This is a genomic window from Pseudomonas sp. TE3899 (genome assembly GCF_056279105.1).
The window spans coordinates 5,773,737-5,792,040 of record NZ_JBWBQR010000001.1 but is presented as its reverse complement, the minus strand read 5'-3'; the positions used below and the strand labels follow the sequence as shown (position 1 = coordinate 5,792,040).

Sequence of the window (18,304 nt, the reverse complement as noted above, 5' to 3'; positions counted from 1 at the left end):
ACGTTAAAGATGCCCCGCGCTCTGCTCGCGCTGTTGATGCTGGTCGCCCTGCCGCTGTGGGCGGCCGAACCTGCGGATTTGACCTGGTCGGAAATGATCCCGCCGGACGCCCCGGCGGAAGTGCCGAACATGACGCCGCTGCACGACCTGTCGCAAATGAGCAGCACGCTGGAGTCGGCCCCGGCCGCCAAGCAGGACCTGCCCAACGCACCGGTGGTGAAAAGCCTCGACGGCAAGAACATCCGCTTGCCGGGTTACATCGTGCCGCTGGAAGTGAGTGAAGAAGGTCGCACCACGGAGTTTCTGCTGGTGCCGTATTTCGGCGCCTGCATCCACGTGCCGCCACCGCCATCGAACCAGATCGTGCATGTGAAAAGCGAAGTCGGGGTGAAGCTGGATGAGTTGTATCAGCCGTACTGGATCGAGGGGGCTTTGCAGGTCAAGGCGTCCAGCAGCGAGTTGGCGGATGCGGGGTATCAGATGGAGGCGGACAAGATTTATGTGTATGAATTGCCGGAGTGAATCCGGGGGTTCGGTGTTGTTTGTGAAGACGCCTTCGCGGGCAAGCCTCGCTCCTACAGGGTTTGTGTTTGCCGCAATACCGCGAACGCCACAAACCTTGTAGGAGCGAGGCTTGCCCGCGAAGGCGCCCGCAAAGGTTCCACAAAAACCAGGCCCATCACTGTTTCATTGAGCTGAATCAAAAGACCGTATCAGATGGCTCTTTACCATTGGACATCGAACATTTTTAACGTCCTTTGGAGCCCTCATGAACAAGTCCTTGCTCAGCGCCTCGCTGTTTGCCCTCGCGCTCGCAGCCCCGCTCGCCCACGCCCACGAAGCCGGCGACATCATCGTTCGCGCCGGTGCGATCACCGTCAACCCGAAGGCTGACAGCTCCAGCGTCAAGGTTGACCAGGGCCCGTTGGCGGGTACCAATCTGGGTGGCAAGGCGACCATGAGCAGCGACACGCAACTGGGTCTGAACTTCGCTTACATGATCGATAGCCACTGGGGCATCGAGCTGCTCGCGGCCTCGCCGTTTGAGCACGACGTGAAGATCAAAGGCACCGCCCTGGGCGCGGCCAACGGCAAACTCGGCACCCTGAAACACCTGCCACCGACCTTGAGCGTTGTGTACTACCCACTGGACGGCAAGTCCGTGTTCCAGCCCTACGTTGGCGCCGGTATCAACTACACTTGGATCTACGACGAACACGTCGGCAGCGAAGCCCAGGCCAACGGCTTCAGCAACTTCAAGGCGAAAAACTCCTGGGGCATGGCGTTCCAGGTCGGCGCCGACTACATGATCACCGACAACATCATGCTCAACGCCCAGGTGCGCTACATCGACATCGACACCCGCGCGACCGTGGAAAACAACGCCGTGGCGCCGGGTACTCGGGCCAAGGTCAATGTGGATGTGGATCCGTTCATCTACATGGTGGGCCTGGGTTACAAGTTCTAAGAAAGACCTGAATTGCTTTTGTGGCGAGGGAGCTTGCTCCCGCTGGGCTGCGCAGCAGACCCAAAACCTGCGACCGCGATTCATCTGGCACACCGCGTTCACTGGGTTGCGACTGCTGCGCAGCCGAGCGGGAGCAAGCTCCCTCGCCACAGGGATTGAGTCAACCTGAGCTAAAATGCCAGCCACAAAAAAGGCGCCTCGAAAGGCGCCTTTTTCATGGCGGCGAAAAACTCAGCGTCCCAGCAACCGCGCCAAACCAACGCTCATCGGCGTCTGTTCAGGGTAGGTAAACCGCTCCAGCAAGCGCCGATTATTGGCCCGCGAGTGACGGATATCACCAGACCGCGCCGGGCCGTAGCTCACTGGCGGCAATTCACCCACCACTTGGGACAGCGCTTCGAGCATCTGCTTGAGGGTCGTTGCCTGATTCCAGCCAACGTTCACCGCGCCGACTTCGATCTGCGGTTTCTCGATCGCCTGCACCAGCAAATCCACCAAATCCTCGACGTAGACAAAATCCCGGGTCTGCTCGCCGTCACCAAACACGGTGATCGGCAAACCTTTCTGCGCACGTTCGCTGAAGATGCTGATCACCCCGGAGTACGGCGAGGACGGGTCCTGGCGCGGGCCGAAGATGTTGAAGAAGCGGAACACCACCGGCTCCAGGCCATGCTGGCGGCGGTAGAAATCAAAGTAATACTCGCCGGCCAGTTTGTCCGAGGCGTAAGGCGTCAGCGGCGCCTTGGCGGTGTCTTCGTCAATCGACTCGCCTTCGCCGTTGTTGCCGTACACCGCCGCGCTGGAGGCGAACAGCACCCGCTTGACGCCGGCCTGGCGCATGGCCTCGCAGACATTCAGGGTGCCGATGAAATTGCTCTGATGGGTCTTGACCGGATCGTCCACCGACGCCTGCACCGAGGCCACGGCCGCCAGGTGCGCCACGGCGCTGCAACCGAGCATCGAGCGCGCGACCAATGCCGCATCGGCGACGTCGCCGACAATCAGCTCGACCTTGGGGTTGTCCAGCGGCAGGTTGCTGCGCTTGCCGGTGGACAGGTCATCGAGGATGCGCACCGCGTGGCCCTTGGCGAGCAAGGCGTCGGTGAGGTGCGAGCCGATGAAACCGGCGCCGCCGGTGATTAAAACTGGGCCGTCAGCCATGGCGATAGAACCTATCCAGTAAGCCCGGGAGTGCCGCGCGCCAGGCGCGGGGCTTGATCCCGAAGGTGTGCAGAATTTTCTTGCAGGCCAGCACCGCGTGTTGCGGCTCTTCGGCAGCATCGGGCCGCGCGGCGTGGGCCTGGGCGGTCGGTGCTTCGATGGCCAGCTCGTGCAGGTTGCGTGCTTCGGTGATGATCGCCTGCCCCAATGCAAGCGGCGTGGTCGCCTCATGTCCGGCGTAATGGTAGGTGCCCCACAGCGGCGCCGCACAATCGAGTTGCTTGAGCACCGAAATGATCACCCGGGCCGCGTCGTCCACGGGCGTCGGATTGCCCCGGCGGTCGTCGGCCATCAGCAATTCTTCCGGGGTTTCGGCCCGGGCGAGGAAGCGCCCGAGGATGCCGTCGGCGCTGTCATCGAGCAACCAGCCGAAACGCAACAACACATGTTGCGGACAGGTGGCGCGTACGCTTTGCTCGATCCGCCACAAGGCCTGACCGCGCAGGCCCAGGGGCACCGGCTCGTCTTTTTCGCTGTAGGCGGTAGCACGCGAACCGTCGAAGACGCGATAGCTCGACGGCTGCAGCAGCACGATGTTGTGGTGCTGGCACAATTCGGCCAGGCGCTCGACCGCCCGCTCCTGCCCGGCCAGACGCTGCTCGCTGACGGTCTCCGCCTGGAACCAGTCGAAGTAGTAGGCGAGGTTGATCAGCGCGTCCGGGCGGGTGTCGTCGAGCAGTTGCGTCAGGCTCGCGGCATCCCAGCCGTCTTGTGGTGGGCGGGGGGCGAGGAAGCCGATGTCTTCCTCCGCACCGAGGCGAATCAGCGCCTGCCCAAGGGCATTTCCGCCGCCCAGTAACATAAGGCGCATTCGCATAGAGTCAGCAGGCCCAGTCTGATTGAAACAATGGCTTAATCGACAGCGCCCGCAGGCAATGCCGTCGATAGTTGCCGGAATCGTTGCATTTTGCGGGTTTAGTGCGCAACCGTCATCCGTAAAGTGTAGATCCCCGGATTTTGTCGCGGCCCTTGTGGCGAGGGGGCTTGCCCCCGTTGGGCTGCGAAGCGGCCCCAAAACCGGCCTCCCGGTTTTTAATGACACACCGCGTCGTTCAATTTCACGACTGCTTCGCAGCCGAACGGGGGCAAGCCCCCTCGCCACAGTAGTACCGGTCGGCTTTCAAGACTTGCATCTTCCCCACCCCACCCGCATAACTTACCCCATGAACCTGCCCATCCCCGCCGACAGCGCCCTGGCCGGCTTCCACCCCGCCGTCAGCGCCTGGTTCCGCAACACCTTCCCGACGGTGACTGCCGCCCAGGCTCGGGCGTGGCCGTTGATTCGCCAGCGCCGCTCGACGTTGATTGCCGCGCCCACCGGTTCCGGCAAAACCCTCACCGCGTTCCTCGCCGTGCTGGATGACCTGTTTCACCAAGGCCTGGAGAACGGCGGCCATCTGCCGGACGAAACCCTGGTGGTCTACGTTTCGCCGCTCAAGGCGTTATCCAACGACATCCAGATCAACCTGCAAACCCCGCTGGCCGGGATCACCGAGCAATTGCGCGTCATGGGCCTGCCCGAATTGCAGATCAACACCGCTGTGCGCACCGGCGACACGCCGCAAAAAGACCGCTCGGCGATGCGCAAGACCGCGCCGCACATCCTGGTGACCACCCCGGAATCCCTTTACGTGCTGCTCGGTTCCGACTCCGGGCGCAAAATGCTCGGCACCACGCGCACGGTGATCGTCGATGAAATCCATGCCATCGCCGCCAGTAAACGTGGCAGCCACTTGGCGTTGAGCCTCGAACGGTTACAGGCGCTGTGCCCCGAACCGCTGATGCGCATCGGCCTGTCCGCCACGCAAAAGCCCATCGAAGCGGTGTCACGTTTCCTGGTCGGCCGTGATCGCGAGTGCGCCATCATCGACATCGGCCACGCCCGCCCGCGAGATCTCGACATCGAAGTGCCGCCCGTGCCGCTGTCGGCGGTGATGGCCAATGACGTGTGGGAACTGGTCTACGACCGCCTCGCCGTCCTCGCCCGTGAACATCGCACCACGCTGATTTTCGTCAACACCCGGCGTCTGGCCGAACGCCTGAGCCGGCACCTGAGCGAACGCCTGGGTAAAGAAACGGTGGCCGCGCACCACGGCAGCCTGGCCAAGGAATTTCGCCTCGACGCCGAACAACGGCTCAAGCGCGGTGACCTGCAAGTGCTGATCGCCACGGCGTCACTGGAATTGGGGATCGATATCGGCGATGTCGATCTGGTCTGCCAGATCGCCTCGCCGCGTTCGATTGCCGGGTTCCTGCAACGGGTCGGCCGCTCCGGGCACCAGGTCGGCGGCACGCCCAAGGGTCGTTTGTTCGCCACCACCCGCGACGATCTGATCGAATGCACCGCCCTGCTCGACTGCGTGCGCCGGGGCGAACTCGACACCTTGCTGATCCCGGTCGCGCCGCTGGACGTGCTGGCCCAACAAATCATCGCCGAAGTCAGTTGCCAGGAATGGCAGGAAGATGCGCTGCTGGCGCTGTTCCGCCAGGCTTCGCCCTACGCCAACCTCGACGAAAAACACTATCAGGCGCTGCTGCAGATGCTCGCCGAGGGCTACAACGGTCGCCAGGGCATCCGTAGCGCTTATCTGCATCGCGACGCCGTAAGTCGTACCCTGCGCGGTCGCCGCGGTGCCAAGCTGACGGCCGTGACCAGCGGCGGCACCATCCCCGACAACGCCGACTACAGCGTGTTGCTGGAACCCCAAGGGCTGAACATCGGCAGCGTCAACGAAGACTTCGCCGTGGAAAGCATTGCCGGCGACGTGTTCCAACTCGGCAACACCTCGTATCGCATCCTGCGGGTCGACACCGGCAAGGTCCGCGTCGAAGACGCCCAGGGCCAGCCGCCGACCATTCCGTTCTGGCTCGGCGAAGCGCCGGGGCGCAGCGCGGAACTGTCGTTTGCAGTGGCGCGCCTGCAAGCGCAACTCGATGAACTGCTCGGCGCCACACCCGGCAACTTGCAGCCTGCGATTGACTGGCTGACCGACACCCTGGGCCTGAACCTCGCCAGCGCCGAGCAACTGGTGGATTACCTCGCCCGCGCCCGCCTGACCCTCGGTGCTTTGCCCTCACAAGACACGTTGCTGATGGAGCGGTTTTTCGACGAGTCCGGCGGCACCCAACTGATCATCCACACGCCGTTTGGCAGTCGCATCAACCGCGCCTGGGGCCTGGCCCTGCGCAAGCGCTTCTGCCGCACCTTCAACTTCGAATTGCAGGCCGCCGCCAGCGAGGACGCGATCGTGTTGTCGTTGTCCACCAGCCACAGCTTTGAACTCGATGATGTCTGGCGCTATCTGCACAGCAACAGCGCCGAGCACATCCTGATTCAAGCCGTGCTCGAAGCGCCGCTGTTCGGAGTGCGCTGGCGCTGGAATGCCGGGGTCGCCCTGGCACTGCCGCGTTACACCGGCGGGCGCAAAGTCGCGCCGCAAATCCAGCGCATGAAAAGCGAAGACCTGATCGCCAGCGTGTTCCCCGACCAGATCGCCTGTGTGGAAAACCTCGCCGGCGAGCGCGAGGTGCCCGAGCATCCACTGGTGGAACAAACCCTCGACGATTGCCTGCACGAAGCGATGGACACCGAGGGCTGGCTGGCGCTGCTGCGGCGCATGGAAAGCGGCGATGTCCGCCTGATCAGCCGCGACCTGCCGGCGCCCTCGCCGCTGGCGGCAGAAATTCTCAGCGCCCGGCCTTACACCTTTCTCGACGACGCGCCGCTGGAAGAACGCCGCACCCAAGCCGTGCTCAATCGGCGCTGGACCGATCCGCAATCCACCGACGACCTCGGCGCACTGGATGCCGAAGCGATTCAAGCGGTACGCGACGAAGCCTGGCCCGCGCCCACAGGTGTGGATGAAATGCATGAGGCGTTGATGAGCCTGGCGTGCATCAGCGATGCCGAGGCCCGGGCCAACCCGCATTGGCTGGAATGGCTGAGCACCCTTGCCGAGAGCGGTCGCGCCAGCCGCTTGCAGATCAACCCGGAGCAATCGTTGTGGCTGGCGCTGGAACGGCTAACCTGCCTGCGGGCGATTTATCCACAGGGGATTTGGCTGCCGCCACTGGAAGCATTGCCCGGTTTCGATGAAGCCTGGGACGCCGACGAAGCGGTGCTGGAAGTGATCCGCGCACGGCTCAGCGCGTTTGGCCCGTTACCGTTGAAGGCGATTGCCGAGCCGCTGGGCTTACCGGCGATTCAAGTCACTCAAACCCTGGCGCACCTGGAGCGCGAAGGTTACGTGCTGCGCGGTCAGTTCACGCCGGGCATTGATCAGGACGAATGGTGCGAGCGGCATCTGCTGGCGCGGATTCATCGCTACACGGTCAAGCGTCTGCGCCGGGAAATCGAACCGGTGGCGTTGCAGGATTTCATGCGTTTCCTGTTCGACTGGCAGCACCTGTCCCCGGCGACCCAAGGTCAGGGCAGCGCTGTGTTGCCGTCGATTGTCAGCCAGTTCGAAGGCTATCCCGCCGCCGCGTCGGCATGGGACAGCGACCTCCTGCCGGCGCGGCTCAAGGACTACTCGGCGAGTTGGCTGGATGACCTGTGCCGTAGCGGCAAACTGGTGTGGACACGCCTGACCGCGCGCAACACGAGCACGGCGCTGCGCAGCACACCGATTGTGCTGTTGCCCCGTAGCCAGGTCGGGTTGTGGAGCGGCTTGACCGAGCAAACGCCAGTCAGCGAACTCTCGCCCAAGACGCAAAAAGTCTTCGAAGCCCTGAGCCAGCACGGCGCGTTGTTTTTCGATGAGCTGATTCACGAAGCGCACCTGCTGCGCACGGAACTGGAAATCGCCTTGCAGGAACTGGTGGGCGCCGGGTTGGTGAACGCCGACAGCTTCGCCGGGCTGCGCGCGCTGATCACGCCGGCGAGCAAACGCCAGCAACGCAGCAGTCGGCGCGGGCGCGGGGCGTTTGTCGGCGGCATGGACGATGCCGGACGCTGGGCCTTGCTGCGACGCGGGCCACCGCCGGTGGTTGTGGATAACAAACGCCCGGTGCCGACGCCCGCCGACACCCTGGAACACATCGCCATGACCTTGCTGCGCCGTTATGGCGTGGTGTTTTGGCGTTTGCTGGAACGGGAGGCGGACTGGCTGCCGAGTTGGCGCGAATTACTGCGTACCTTCCATCGGCTGGAGGCCCGGGGGGAGATTCGGGGCGGGCGGTTTGTCAGTGGCCTGGCCGGTGAACAATTTGCGCTGCCCGAGGCGATTCCCCTGCTGCGGGAAGTGCGGCGCCGGCCCCATGACGGGAGCCTGGTGGCGGTGTGCGGGGTGGATCCGCTGAACCTGGCCGGGACGTTGTTGCCGGGGGCGAAAGTGCCGGCGCTGGCGAGTAATCGGTTGGTGTATCGGGATGGGTTGCCGGCTGCAGCAGAGATTGCCGGCAAACAGGTTACTTGGGTGGAGTTGGATCAGCAGGCCAGTGCTGAATTACACAATAAGCTGACCAGACACCATTACCTGTAGGAGCGAGGCTTGCCCGCGAAGAGGCCATCACAGCCAATAGAGATGTTGACTGACAGATCGCCTTCGCGGGCAAGCCTCGCTCCTACAGGGGATTGTGTTTGACCATTCTCATGCGACCCGTAAGAACGATCGTCACTGGGTGCGCGGCTGATCCGGCAACAACACCGCCGAATGCTCCGGCGCCGGTCCCTCCTCTTGCGCTTCAACCACGCCATGCCGAGGCATCAACACCTGCTGTGGATAAGTCTGCGCGAAGTGCACCCACGGGCTGTTATCCACAAGCTTTTTCAGCCGCTGGTTAAACGCCCGGCTCACCGCATATTGCCCGCCGGACACCGTGCGGAACTGCGCCGTCAGCACCACGCCATTGAGGTCCATTTTGTCGACGCCAAACACATCCAGCGGCCCTTGCAGGTTGTACTTGAGAAACGCGTCGTCGCGGATCGAATCCCCCGCCTCGCGAATCAGCTCGATGGCCTTGTCCACATCCGTGTCGTAGGTGAACTGCACCGAGAAAAACGCATAGGCAAATTGCCGCGATTGGTTGGTCACCGCCTTGATCTGCCCGAATGGCACCGAGTGCACGAAACCCTTGCCGTCGCGCAGGCGCAAGGTGCGGATGGTCAGGCCTTCGACCGTACCGGCGTGGCCGGAGTCGAGCACCACCCAGTCGCCGATCGACAGGGTGTCTTCGATGATGATGAACAGCCCGGTGATCACGTCCTGCACCAACTGCTGGGAACCAAAACCGATGGCCAGGCCGACCACCCCGGCACCGGCCAGCAGCGGTGCCACGTTGATCCCCAGGTTGGCCATGGTGGTGATCGCGCAAATCACCACCAGGATGATTTTTATCGCGTTGCGCAGCAGCGGCAGGATGGTTTTGACTCGAGTACTGGGCTGGCGCGCCGAGCGTTTACTGACCGGTGGTTTCAGCGCTTCCTGAATCGCCGTGTCGAGCACCACCCACAGCAGCCAGGTCACGAGGAAGATCAACCCGATGCTGCTCAGCGAGTTGCTGATCGCACGCCCCACCGAATTCTGCTCGGCGAACTCGAATAGCGAAATGCCCCAGATCCGTCCAAGGATCTCGATGAACGCCACGGCCATGACGATGCGCAACAAGGCGTGCAACAAGCTGAGAAAGCGGTCCTTGTAGGCGCTGCTGCGCTGGAATCTTTCGACTTTCCGGGATTTGAACAGGTGCTGGAAAATCGTGCTCAGGAACACCGTGGCGATCAGCAATATCGTGGTGAACAACGCGCAGCGCAGGGCTTTTTGATTGTCCTCGCCGACGCCGATCAGGTTGATCGCCGAGACCATCACCATCAACAGGATCGGCCAGTACCAGAGCCCGGAAAAGATTCGCAGGGATTCCTGCAGCGAGGGTTGTTTGATGCGTTGGGGCAAGGGGCGGTTGCGGATCAGATGCGCCACCGGCCGGCGCAGACGGATGACCAGATAACCGAAGATGATCGAGGCAAACAACCCGGTGAACACCGCGACGCTGCTGGTGATATTGCCGCCCAGTTGTCGAGCGATCTGGGGGCTGGTCAACGCATCGCTGAGTGCCGCGAGGAAGCCGATCAGAAACAGCGGTTTGGGGCAGTAGTCACGGATGATCTGTACCGCCGGGCGCTTGTGGCCGGTGTTGAACATGACAATCACGCAGAGCAGCATCGAGGTCGAGAAAATGCCGCTGCTGGTGGCGTAAGCAAAACACAGCGCCAGCGCCCGACCGGCCGAGGCCTGCATGAAGTGGCTGACGTACAGCGTGAGTGGCAGCGAGGCGATAGCGGGCAAAGTGTAGGGCAACAAGTAGCCGAGCAGGTCCTGGCTGCGTTGCCGGGTGCGCAACCAATGGCCGAGGCTCAAGCGCTTGGCGGCAATCCCGCCGAGCACCGTGAGCAAGGCAAAGGTGCCGAGCCAGATGCCGGACAACATCAGGAAATCGCCGGCCACGCTCCAGCCGGATCGAGCCGAGGGCTGGTTGACCAGTTTGTCGACTTCATCGGCCGCCCGATCCGCCCGCAGGCGCCAGGCGTCGACCAGGTTGTCGTTGAGCTCGAGTTTGTCCTGCACGTCGTCGATGCTGGAACTGATGGCCCCGAGCAAGCCGCCCTGGACCAGCGGCTCAGGTTTTGCGGCCTCTTCAGTGGCGGCGGGAACACCCGGCAGCGTCACGGCTTCCAGCTCGCTGCTCCCCAGAATCAGCAACGCCCCCAGTAGTATCGCGGTCTTGAACTTGAACAAAACGCGGAGCTCCTTGCGAAGGGTCTGTAAGGAACTGATCGGCAAATGCCCGGCAAGTTCGGTTTTGGCCGCGAGATAACCAGCCCAGAGGCTCTCTGTGGCGTGGAACACCCTCTGTGGCGAGGGGGCTTGCCCCCGTTGGGCTGCGAAGCGGCCCTAAAACCTTCCGACCTTGTTCTTCAGGTATACCGCGTTTGCCGGGTTTACGACTGCTTCGCAGCCGAACGGGGGCAAGCCCCCTCGCCACAGGTCATCACCGTTCTTGGTGATATTTGACCCGCACGCAAATATCAAATGCCCAGCCCTCTATTTTTCCGCATAACCCAAACCCCGACACTGCGCTCCATCAAATAACCCACCGGAGTTGCAGTCATGCCCATTGCCTTGCTCGCGCTGACCCTCAGCGCCTTCGCCATCGGGACGACCGAGTTCGTCATCGTTGGCCTGTTACCCACCATCGGCGCCGACCTCGGGGTCAGCCTGCCGTCCGCCGGCCTGCTGGTCAGCCTCTACGCCCTGGGTGTGGCCATCGGCGCGCCGGTGCTGACTGCCCTCACCGGCAAAGTCCCGCGCAAATTGCTGCTGTTGTCGCTGATGGTGCTGTTCACCCTCGGCAACCTGCTGGCCTGGAAAGCCCCAAGCTACGAATCGCTGATCATTGCGCGGATCGTCACCGGCCTGGCCCACGGGGTGTTTTTCTCGATTGGCTCGACCATCGCCACCAGCCTGGTGCCAAAGGAAAAAGCCGCCAGCGCGATTGCAATCATGTTCACGGGCCTGACCGTGGCGTTGGTCACCGGTGTGCCGTTGGGGACGTTTATCGGTCAGCATTTCGGCTGGCGTGAAACCTTCCTCGCCGTGTCGGCCCTGGGTGTGATCGCGTTTATCGGCAGCCTGATCTACGTGCCGAAAAACATCGCCCACAGCAAACCCGCGTCGCTGTTGCAGCAATTGCAGGTGCTCAAACAACCGCGCCTGCTGCTGGTGTATGCCATGACGGCGGTCGGTTACGGCGGCTCGTTCATTGCGTTTACCTTCCTGGCACCGATTCTTCAGGACATCTCGGGTTTCAGCGCCAGCACCGTCAGCCTGGTGTTGCTGGTGTACGGCATCTCGGTGGCGGTCGGTAACATCTGGGGCGGCAAACTGGCGGACAAACGCGGCCCGATCAGCGCCCTGAAAATCATCTTCGCCCTGCTCGCTGCCGTGTTGTTCGTGTTGACCTTCACCGCCGGCAATCCATGGCTGGCCCTGGCCACCGTGCTGGTCTGGGGTGCGGTGGCGTTCGGCAACGTGCCGGGCTTGCAGGTTTACGTGGTGCGTCAGGCCGAGCATCACACCCCGCAGGCGGTGGATGTGGCCTCGGGGCTGAACATTGCAGCGTTTAACCTCGGGATTGCCGGGGGGGCGTGGGGTGGCGGGTTGATCGTCGCGCACATGGGGCTGATTCACACGGCGTGGATAGGCGGGCTGGTGGTGTTGGTGGCCCTGGCGTTGACCATGTGGAGTGGTCGTCTTGATCGGTTGGGGCCGGTGTATGCCGAGAGCTCGACGCGGGTTGTCGCCGGGCACTGACCGTTTGCGATGACGGCGGCACATCCGGCTTTGATGTGACTGATAGACCGCTATCGCGAGCAAGCGTTGCTCCTACAGGTGTGATGCGTTGCGTGTGTACCGTCCGTAGTCCCACGGAAACTTTCTCGTTTGCCCGACAGTCATCCAGAAATGGCGGGCAAACGACGGGAGGGACACATGGCGGCGATTCACATTGGTATTTCCGGCTGGCGCTACACGCCGTGGCGCGGGGGCTTCTATCCAAAAGGCCTGACCCACAAGCGCGAATTGCAATTCGCCTCACGGGCGGTCAACAGCATCGAAATCAATGGATCGTTCTACGCCCTGCAACGGCCCGAACGCTATCTGCAGTGGTACGACGAAACCCCGTCGGGCTTCGTCTTCAGCGTCAAGGCCCCGCGTTTCATCACCCACATCCGCCGCTTGCGGGACATCCATACACCCCTAGCGAATTTCTTCGCCTCCGGGGTGCTGGAGCTCAAGGACAAGCTCGGCCCGATCCTCTGGCAATTCCCGCCCAGCTTCAAATTCGACGCCGAACTGTTTGAACACTTCCTCGAACAACTGCCCCACACCACCGAACAGGCCGCCGCCCTCGCCCGCCAGCATGATTCGCATCTGCACGGCCACGCCAGCCTCAAGGCCCACGGCAAAAAACCGTTGCGCCACGCCGTGGAAATTCGTCACGAGAGCTTCGTCGACCCGGCCTTCACCCGTCTGCTGCGCCGCTACAACACCGCCCTGGTGATCGCCGACACCGCCGGCAAATGGCCGTACCGCGAAGACCTCACCAGCGATTTCGTCTACCTGCGCCTGCACGGTGCCGAAGCACTCTACGCCAGCGGCTACACGCCCCAGGCGCTGAAGCGTTGGGGCGAGCGGATCGAGGCGTGGAACCACGGTCAACAACCCACCGACCCGCAGTTGATCGCGCCACGACAGAAACCCAAGGTGCGCAAATCCCGGGAAGTGTTCTGCTATTTCGATAACGACATCAAGGTCCGCGCACCTTTCGATGCACGCCGCCTGCTGGAACGCTTCCATCTCGATAAAGAGCTCGCCACCCGCCCCGGCGAGCCCGCCGCCGAAGGGGTGCTGTCATGAGCCTTTCCGAACCGATAGGCGGCACCGACGAGCAGCAAACCGTGATCACAGCAGTGCGCAGCTTTACCGTGCTGACGGTCAACACCCACAAGGGTTTCACCGCGCTCAACCGACGCTTCATCCTGCCCGAGCTGCGCGAAGCGGTGCGCAGTGTCTCCGCCGACGTGGTGTTTTTGCAGGAAGTCCACGGCACCCACGAGCAGCATCCCCAGCGCTACAGCAATTGGCCGACCATGCCGCAATACGAATTCCTCGCCGACACCCTGTGGCCGCAGTTCGCCTATGGCCGCAACGCGGTGTACCCGGCGGGCGATCACGGCAATGCGTTGCTGTCGAAATTCCAGATCATCCGCCACGACAACCTCGACGTGTCCATCAGCGGCCATGAGAACCGTGGCCTGCTGCATTGCGTACTGCGCCTGCCCGGTGACGGCCAGGAAGTGCACGCGATTTGTGTGCACCTCGGGCTGCGGGAAAGCCATCGCACGGAACAACTCAAGTTGCTGGCCGAACGCCTGGAAGAACTGCCGAGCGATGCGCCGGTGATTGTCGCGGGCGATTTCAACGACTGGCGCCAGCGTGCCGATGCCTTGCTCAAACCCTGTGGTTTGCGCGAGGTTTTCGCCGAACACCACGGCAAACCGGCGCGCAGTTTTCCGGCGCGCTGGCCGACGTTGCGCCTGGACCGCATCTACGTACGCAACCTCAAGGCCAGCCGCCCGCAAGTATTGGCGGCGCGGCCCTGGTCCCACCTTTCCGACCATGCACCGCTGTCGGTGGAGATCGAGCTATGAACAATCCATCGATGGAAAAAGCCGCCGTGGAACACATCGCCGCGCCGCCACTGGGCGAGCCGGCAGCGGCCGACGTGGAATACGCCTGGCACGGCAACAACCGGGTCGAGTTGCTGGAAAACGGCGAAGCGTATTTCCCCCGGGTGTTTGAGGTGTTGCGCGAAGCCAAGAGTGAAATCCTCCTGGAGACCTTCATCCTGTGGGAGGACAAGGTCGGCACCGAGTTGCAGCAGATCCTGATGGACGCGGCCCGGCGTGGCGTGCGGGTGACCATCAGCCTCGACGGTTTTGGCTGCGGCGAACTGAGCACGGGGTATCTCGCGGCGCTGAACGAGGCCGGCGTGCACATCCAGATGTTTGACCCGGCGCCCAAGCATTTAGGCTTTCGCACTAACTGGTTCCGGCGCCTGCACCGCAAGATCGTGGTGGTCGACGGCACCATCGCGTTTATCGGCGGGATCAATTTTTCCGGCGATCACCTGGCGGACTTCGGCCCGGAGGCCAAGCAGGATTATTCCGTTGAAGTCCAAGGCCCGGCAGTGGCGGACATTCATCACTTCGCGCTGCTGCAAAGCGGCCGTCCGGCCCGGGCCAAATACTGGTGGCAGCGCCGTCGGCAACGACGTTCGGAACTGGCGTTCAGCGACCATGACGGCCAGGTGCGGCTGGTGTACCGCGACAACAACGACCATCGCACCGACATCGAGGAGGTTTATCGCCTGGCTCTGCGTAGCGCCCAACGCCGGGTGGTGATCGCCAACGCCTACTTCTTCCCCGGTTATCGCCTGTTGCGCGAGATCCGCAACGCCGCGCGCCGGGGTGTGGATGTGCGGCTGATCCTGCAAGGCCAGCCGGACATGCTGGTGGCCAAGCTGGCGGCGCGCATGACCTATGACTATTTGCTCAAGGCCGGGGTGCGGATCTACGAATATTGCGACCGCCCGTTGCACGGCAAAGTGGCGCTGGTGGACGAGGACTGGAGCACCGTCGGTTCGAGCAACCTCGACCCGTTGAGCCTGTCGATGAACCTGGAAGCCAACGTGTTGATCCGCGACCGGACCTTCAACCGCGAGTTATTCGAACGCCTGGAAGAGCTGAGCAATCACCACTGCAAGGCCATGTCCCCGGACAAGGCACCGCGCGGGCGGGTCTGGCACATGACCGTGGGCTTCCTGGTGTTCCACTTCCTGCGCCATTTCCCGGCGTGGGCCGGTTGGCTGCCGGCGCACAAGCCACGGCTCAAACCTTTCACTCATCCGACCGGGAGCGACCACCATGAGCCGCGCTGATGCCCCCTCCGTCGCCCAGGCCGACAGCCCGGCAAAATCCCGCTGGAGCCGCTGGAAAAAACCGCTGACGATGCTGTTTTTCCTGGCGCTGATCGTGCTGTTGACCATGCTCGCCCAGCGCCTGGAATGGAACGAGGTGTTCGACACACTGGCGGATTTCAAGGTACGCACGCTGATCATTGCGTCTGGCGTGACGCTGCTGAGTTTCCTGGTTTACGCCTGCTTCGATCTGATCGGCCGCACCTACATCCGCCAGGACCTGACCTGGAAGCAGATCCTGCCGGTGGGGATCATCAGCTACGCCTTCAACCTGAATCTGAGCGCGTGGGTCGGCGGCATCGCCATGCGTTATCGCCTGTATTCGCGCCTCGGCGTGAGCAAAAGCAACATCGCGAAAATCCTCGGGCTGAGCCTGGCCACCAACTGGATTGGCTACATGTTGATTGCCGGCGCGATCTTCAGCAGCGGGCTGGTGAGGATGCCGCCGGGCTGGAAGCTGAGCAGCGATGCGTTGCAAATCGTCGGGGTGGTGTTGCTGCTGCTGAGCGCGGGGTATCTGGCGGCGTGTCAGTTTTCCAAGCGCCGGGAGTGGGCGATTCGCGGGGTGGAAATCGACTTGCCGTCGCTGCGCATGGCGGTGCTGCAACTGGCGCTCGGGGCGTTGAACTGGTCGTTGATGGCGGCGGTGATTTTCACCCTGCTGCCGAGCAAGCTCGACTATCCGCTGGTGCTGGGAGTGTTGCTGATCAGCGCGATTGCCGGGGTCATCACCCACATTCCGGCGGGGCTCGGGGTGCTGGAAGCGGTGTTTGTGGCGTTGCTGCAACATGAGGTGTCGCGGGGCAGTCTGGTGGCGGGGTTGCTGGCGTATCGGGCGATTTATTTCATCTTGCCGCTGTTGATTGCGTTGGTGATGTACCTGGTGGTGGAGGCGAAGGCCAAATCATTGCGGATTTCGAAGAAACCTTCTTGAGATTAGCGGTGATGCGGAAGACGCCTTCGCGGGCAAGCCTCGCTCCTACGGGCTCGTGGTGAATGGGATTTCGCGAACGACACATCCCCTGTAGGAGCGAGGCTTGCCCGCGAATGGTCTCAAGAACACCGCAAACTCAACTGGACTGAATAATGCTCAACCGCTCACCCACCACCATTTCCGTGATCCAGTCCACGAGGGTCGAGGTGTAGGCCTGCTGTGCAATCGGGTCGGTCAACGCGTGATCGGCACCGTCGATGATGCGGTGGGTCAACGAATGGGTCTGCTGGCACGCCGCCCGGTAGCTCATGATCGTCGCATGGGGAATGTGGTCATCCGTCTCCGATTCCACCAGCAACACATCCCCGGTAAACGCCGCGCAGGCATGCAGTGCCCGATTGTTCGCGGCATGTACTAGCGTGCTGCGGTAATCGAGCAAATCCACCTTGTCCAGTTCGCGCTTGGGTGTGTGCCACTGCTCGTCGCGGTACAGCGCCGGGACCCGCAGCGCCAGCCAGCGCACCGGACGCAAGGACGTGAGAATCGCCGCCAGGTAACCGCCATAACTGGTGCCGACCACCGCAATCGCCGAAGTATCGAGGGCCGGATGCGCGAGCAGGCGATCGTACGCCGCCAGCAAGTCGCGCAAATTGTCTTCCCGGGTCACCTGGGACAACGCAATGCCGGTGCCGCCGGTATGCCCGCGCAGATCGAAGGTCAGGCAGACACAACCGAGGCCGGCGATGCCTTTGGCCCGTTCCAGATCCCGTTCCTGACTGCCGCCCCAGCCGTGCACAAACAACACGCCCGGGACTTTCGATTTGGGGCTGAGGAAATGCCCGGTCATCTGTTCGCCGTCGATGTCGATTTCAATGGTTTCGCTTCTAGCCGTCATAGGATTTGACCGTTACGTACTTGAGAAGAAAGTCACTGTCTTGCGCCGGGCCACGATAGACCTCGATGGCGTCCGCCGGCAGCGGCTGCTCGATGTAGGTTTCCACCGACGACACACGAATCGCGCGCATCCCCGGATCGTTGACGAAGCTTTGCAACGCCGCGATTTCGGCGCTGCTGGCACCGCCCATGCGCCAGGATTGTTCGAGCACGCCGCTGCGCTGTTTGCCGTTGCTGTCCAGGCCCTGGGCGATGTCGTAGTTGCGCCGTGACGCATAAAAACCGGGGTAAGCCTCGTCCGCCGCGCTGTCGAACACCTGGGCTTGCTGAATCGCCAGGCGCACATCCTCGGGCAATTCCAGTTCCAGCAGGTCCTCGTAGTAACCCTGGACCACCAGCAGATTGGAGCCTCCATAAACCTGCTCGCCCTGCCCGTCTTCGGTCAAGTATTGATCACCGCAGTAACTCAGCACTTTGTCGCCGATAAACGTCTGGCCAACGCTGTGGGTGATGACCTGGTCGAGGTCCTGCTCCAGCACCACGCCTTCGGTGAACAATTGCTCGGCGTCGGGGCGGGCGAGGATGGCATCGAACTGGTCGAGGCTCTTGATCACTTCCTGGCCGCGCCCGGCGCAGGCATGAATCGGTTTGAGGCGGATCGGGCCGCTGTAGAGCAAGTGCTCCGCCGCCGGCCGCGCATCCTCCAGGGAAAACACGCTAAGACCGTCGAGCACCACACTGCGCACCCGCTCGGAAAACAGTGGCGACCAGCCTTCGGGGGCGAATGCATCGCGGTTGAGCAAACCGTGGCTGATGGCTTTGGTGCAGATAAAGTCGTAGTCGACATAACCGCCCCACAGATCTTCCGGCCCCTTGACGCCAAACTTAAGCGCAGCGGCGGCGCCGACCAACGTCTGGGTCGGCAACAGGTACAGGTCTCGGCCGTTGTGCAATTCGGGGTCGTAGCTGCCGCCGTATTTGAGCCCGAGGATCTGCGCCAGCCAACGGGCCAGCGCTCGATTGGTTTCGACCTCGTGCAGCGGGGCTTCAGGCCGCACGGAATGAGCGACGACCAGTTTTTTGCGGTTTGTTGGGGTCATGCGTCCCCCTTCAATCTGCGCTTGATGAGTGTGGCTTGATGGTGCAGAGATCAGGCCAACGGTGGCCGGTTGGAAATGACTTTGAGATCAGTCATTTGCTCCAGCCGTGGTGGCATTGAGCCCGTTTATTCTGCACGACCTGCTCCCGGG

The 18,304-nt window shown here is 62.6% G+C and carries 13 protein-coding genes; 8 read left to right on the top strand and 5 right to left on the bottom strand.

Annotated elements, in window-relative coordinates:
* Positions 1–9: 9 nt before the first annotated feature.
* Both ACZ89E_RS26305 and ACZ89E_RS26300 read left to right on the top strand, forming a co-directional pair.
* Positions 10–522: a DUF3299 domain-containing protein gene (locus tag ACZ89E_RS26305; RefSeq protein WP_463258604.1), complete on the top strand. Its 513-nt coding sequence runs from the start codon at positions 10–12 to the stop codon at positions 520–522.
* A gap of 247 nt (positions 523–769) precedes the next feature.
* Positions 770–1,468: an OmpW/AlkL family protein gene (locus ACZ89E_RS26300; protein WP_149660953.1), complete on the top strand. Its 699-nt coding sequence runs from the start codon at positions 770–772 to the stop codon at positions 1,466–1,468.
* Between the two features lie 231 nt (positions 1,469–1,699).
* Here the strand turns inward: ACZ89E_RS26300 and ACZ89E_RS26295 are convergent, their stop codons facing one another.
* Together ACZ89E_RS26295 and ACZ89E_RS26290 are read right to left on the bottom strand one after the other, a co-directional pair.
* Positions 1,700–2,629 carry an NAD-dependent epimerase/dehydratase family protein gene (locus ACZ89E_RS26295; protein WP_463258605.1) on the bottom strand — a complete coding sequence of 310 codons (930 nt, stop codon included), beginning with the start codon at positions 2,627–2,629 and terminating at the stop codon, positions 1,700–1,702.
* Positions 2,622–3,506, bottom strand: a complete 885-nt coding sequence (locus ACZ89E_RS26290) for a sugar nucleotide-binding protein (RefSeq protein ID WP_149660955.1) — start codon at positions 3,504–3,506, stop codon at positions 2,622–2,624. The genes ACZ89E_RS26295 and ACZ89E_RS26290 overlap by 8 nt, the downstream gene beginning before the upstream one ends.
* A gap of 346 nt (positions 3,507–3,852) precedes the next feature.
* Here ACZ89E_RS26290 and ACZ89E_RS26285 point away from each other — a divergent pair, with 346 nt between their 5' ends.
* Positions 3,853–8,172, top strand: coding sequence for a DEAD/DEAH box helicase (locus ACZ89E_RS26285; RefSeq protein ID WP_476256704.1), 4,320 nt, complete (start codon positions 3,853–3,855; stop codon positions 8,170–8,172).
* Between the two features lie 132 nt (positions 8,173–8,304).
* Here ACZ89E_RS26285 and ACZ89E_RS26280 read toward each other — a convergent pair whose 3' ends face one another.
* Entirely contained in the window at positions 8,305–10,425 is a 2,121-nt protein-coding gene (locus ACZ89E_RS26280; RefSeq protein ID WP_476256703.1) for a mechanosensitive ion channel family protein, read from the bottom strand.
* Between the two features lie 372 nt (positions 10,426–10,797).
* Here ACZ89E_RS26280 and ACZ89E_RS26275 point away from each other — a divergent pair, with 372 nt between their 5' ends.
* From ACZ89E_RS26275 to ACZ89E_RS26255, 5 genes are all read left to right on the top strand, one after another.
* Positions 10,798–12,000: an MFS transporter gene (locus ACZ89E_RS26275; RefSeq protein WP_463258608.1), complete on the top strand. Its 1,203-nt coding sequence runs from the start codon at positions 10,798–10,800 to the stop codon at positions 11,998–12,000.
* Between the two features lie 177 nt (positions 12,001–12,177).
* Positions 12,178–13,104, top strand: coding sequence for a DUF72 domain-containing protein (locus ACZ89E_RS26270; protein WP_476256702.1), 927 nt, complete (start codon positions 12,178–12,180; stop codon positions 13,102–13,104).
* A complete protein-coding gene (locus tag ACZ89E_RS26265) occupies positions 13,101–13,898 on the top strand; it encodes an endonuclease/exonuclease/phosphatase family protein (protein ID WP_463258609.1) in 798 nt (265 codons plus the stop codon). Before ACZ89E_RS26270 ends, ACZ89E_RS26265 begins: the two co-directional genes overlap by 4 nt.
* A complete protein-coding gene (gene clsB, locus ACZ89E_RS26260; RefSeq protein ID WP_476256701.1) occupies positions 13,895–15,187 on the top strand; it encodes a cardiolipin synthase ClsB in 1,293 nt (430 codons plus the stop codon). Before ACZ89E_RS26265 ends, clsB begins: the two co-directional genes overlap by 4 nt.
* Positions 15,174–16,160 (top strand): lysylphosphatidylglycerol synthase domain-containing protein, encoded by a 987-nt coding sequence (locus ACZ89E_RS26255; RefSeq protein ID WP_149660962.1) that lies wholly within the window; start codon positions 15,174–15,176, stop codon positions 16,158–16,160. The genes clsB and ACZ89E_RS26255 overlap by 14 nt, the downstream gene beginning before the upstream one ends.
* Positions 16,161–16,296: 136 nt before the next feature.
* Here the strand turns inward: ACZ89E_RS26255 and ACZ89E_RS26250 are convergent, their stop codons facing one another.
* Both ACZ89E_RS26250 and ACZ89E_RS26245 read right to left on the bottom strand, forming a co-directional pair.
* Positions 16,297–17,055: an alpha/beta hydrolase family protein gene (locus ACZ89E_RS26250; RefSeq protein ID WP_476256700.1), complete on the bottom strand. Its 759-nt coding sequence runs from the start codon at positions 17,053–17,055 to the stop codon at positions 16,297–16,299.
* On the bottom strand, positions 17,045–18,154 hold the full coding sequence (locus tag ACZ89E_RS26245; protein WP_476256699.1) for a DUF3182 family protein: 1,110 nt from the start codon (positions 18,152–18,154) through the stop codon (positions 17,045–17,047). Before ACZ89E_RS26245 ends, ACZ89E_RS26250 begins: the two co-directional genes overlap by 11 nt.
* Positions 18,155–18,304: the final 150 nt, after the last annotated feature.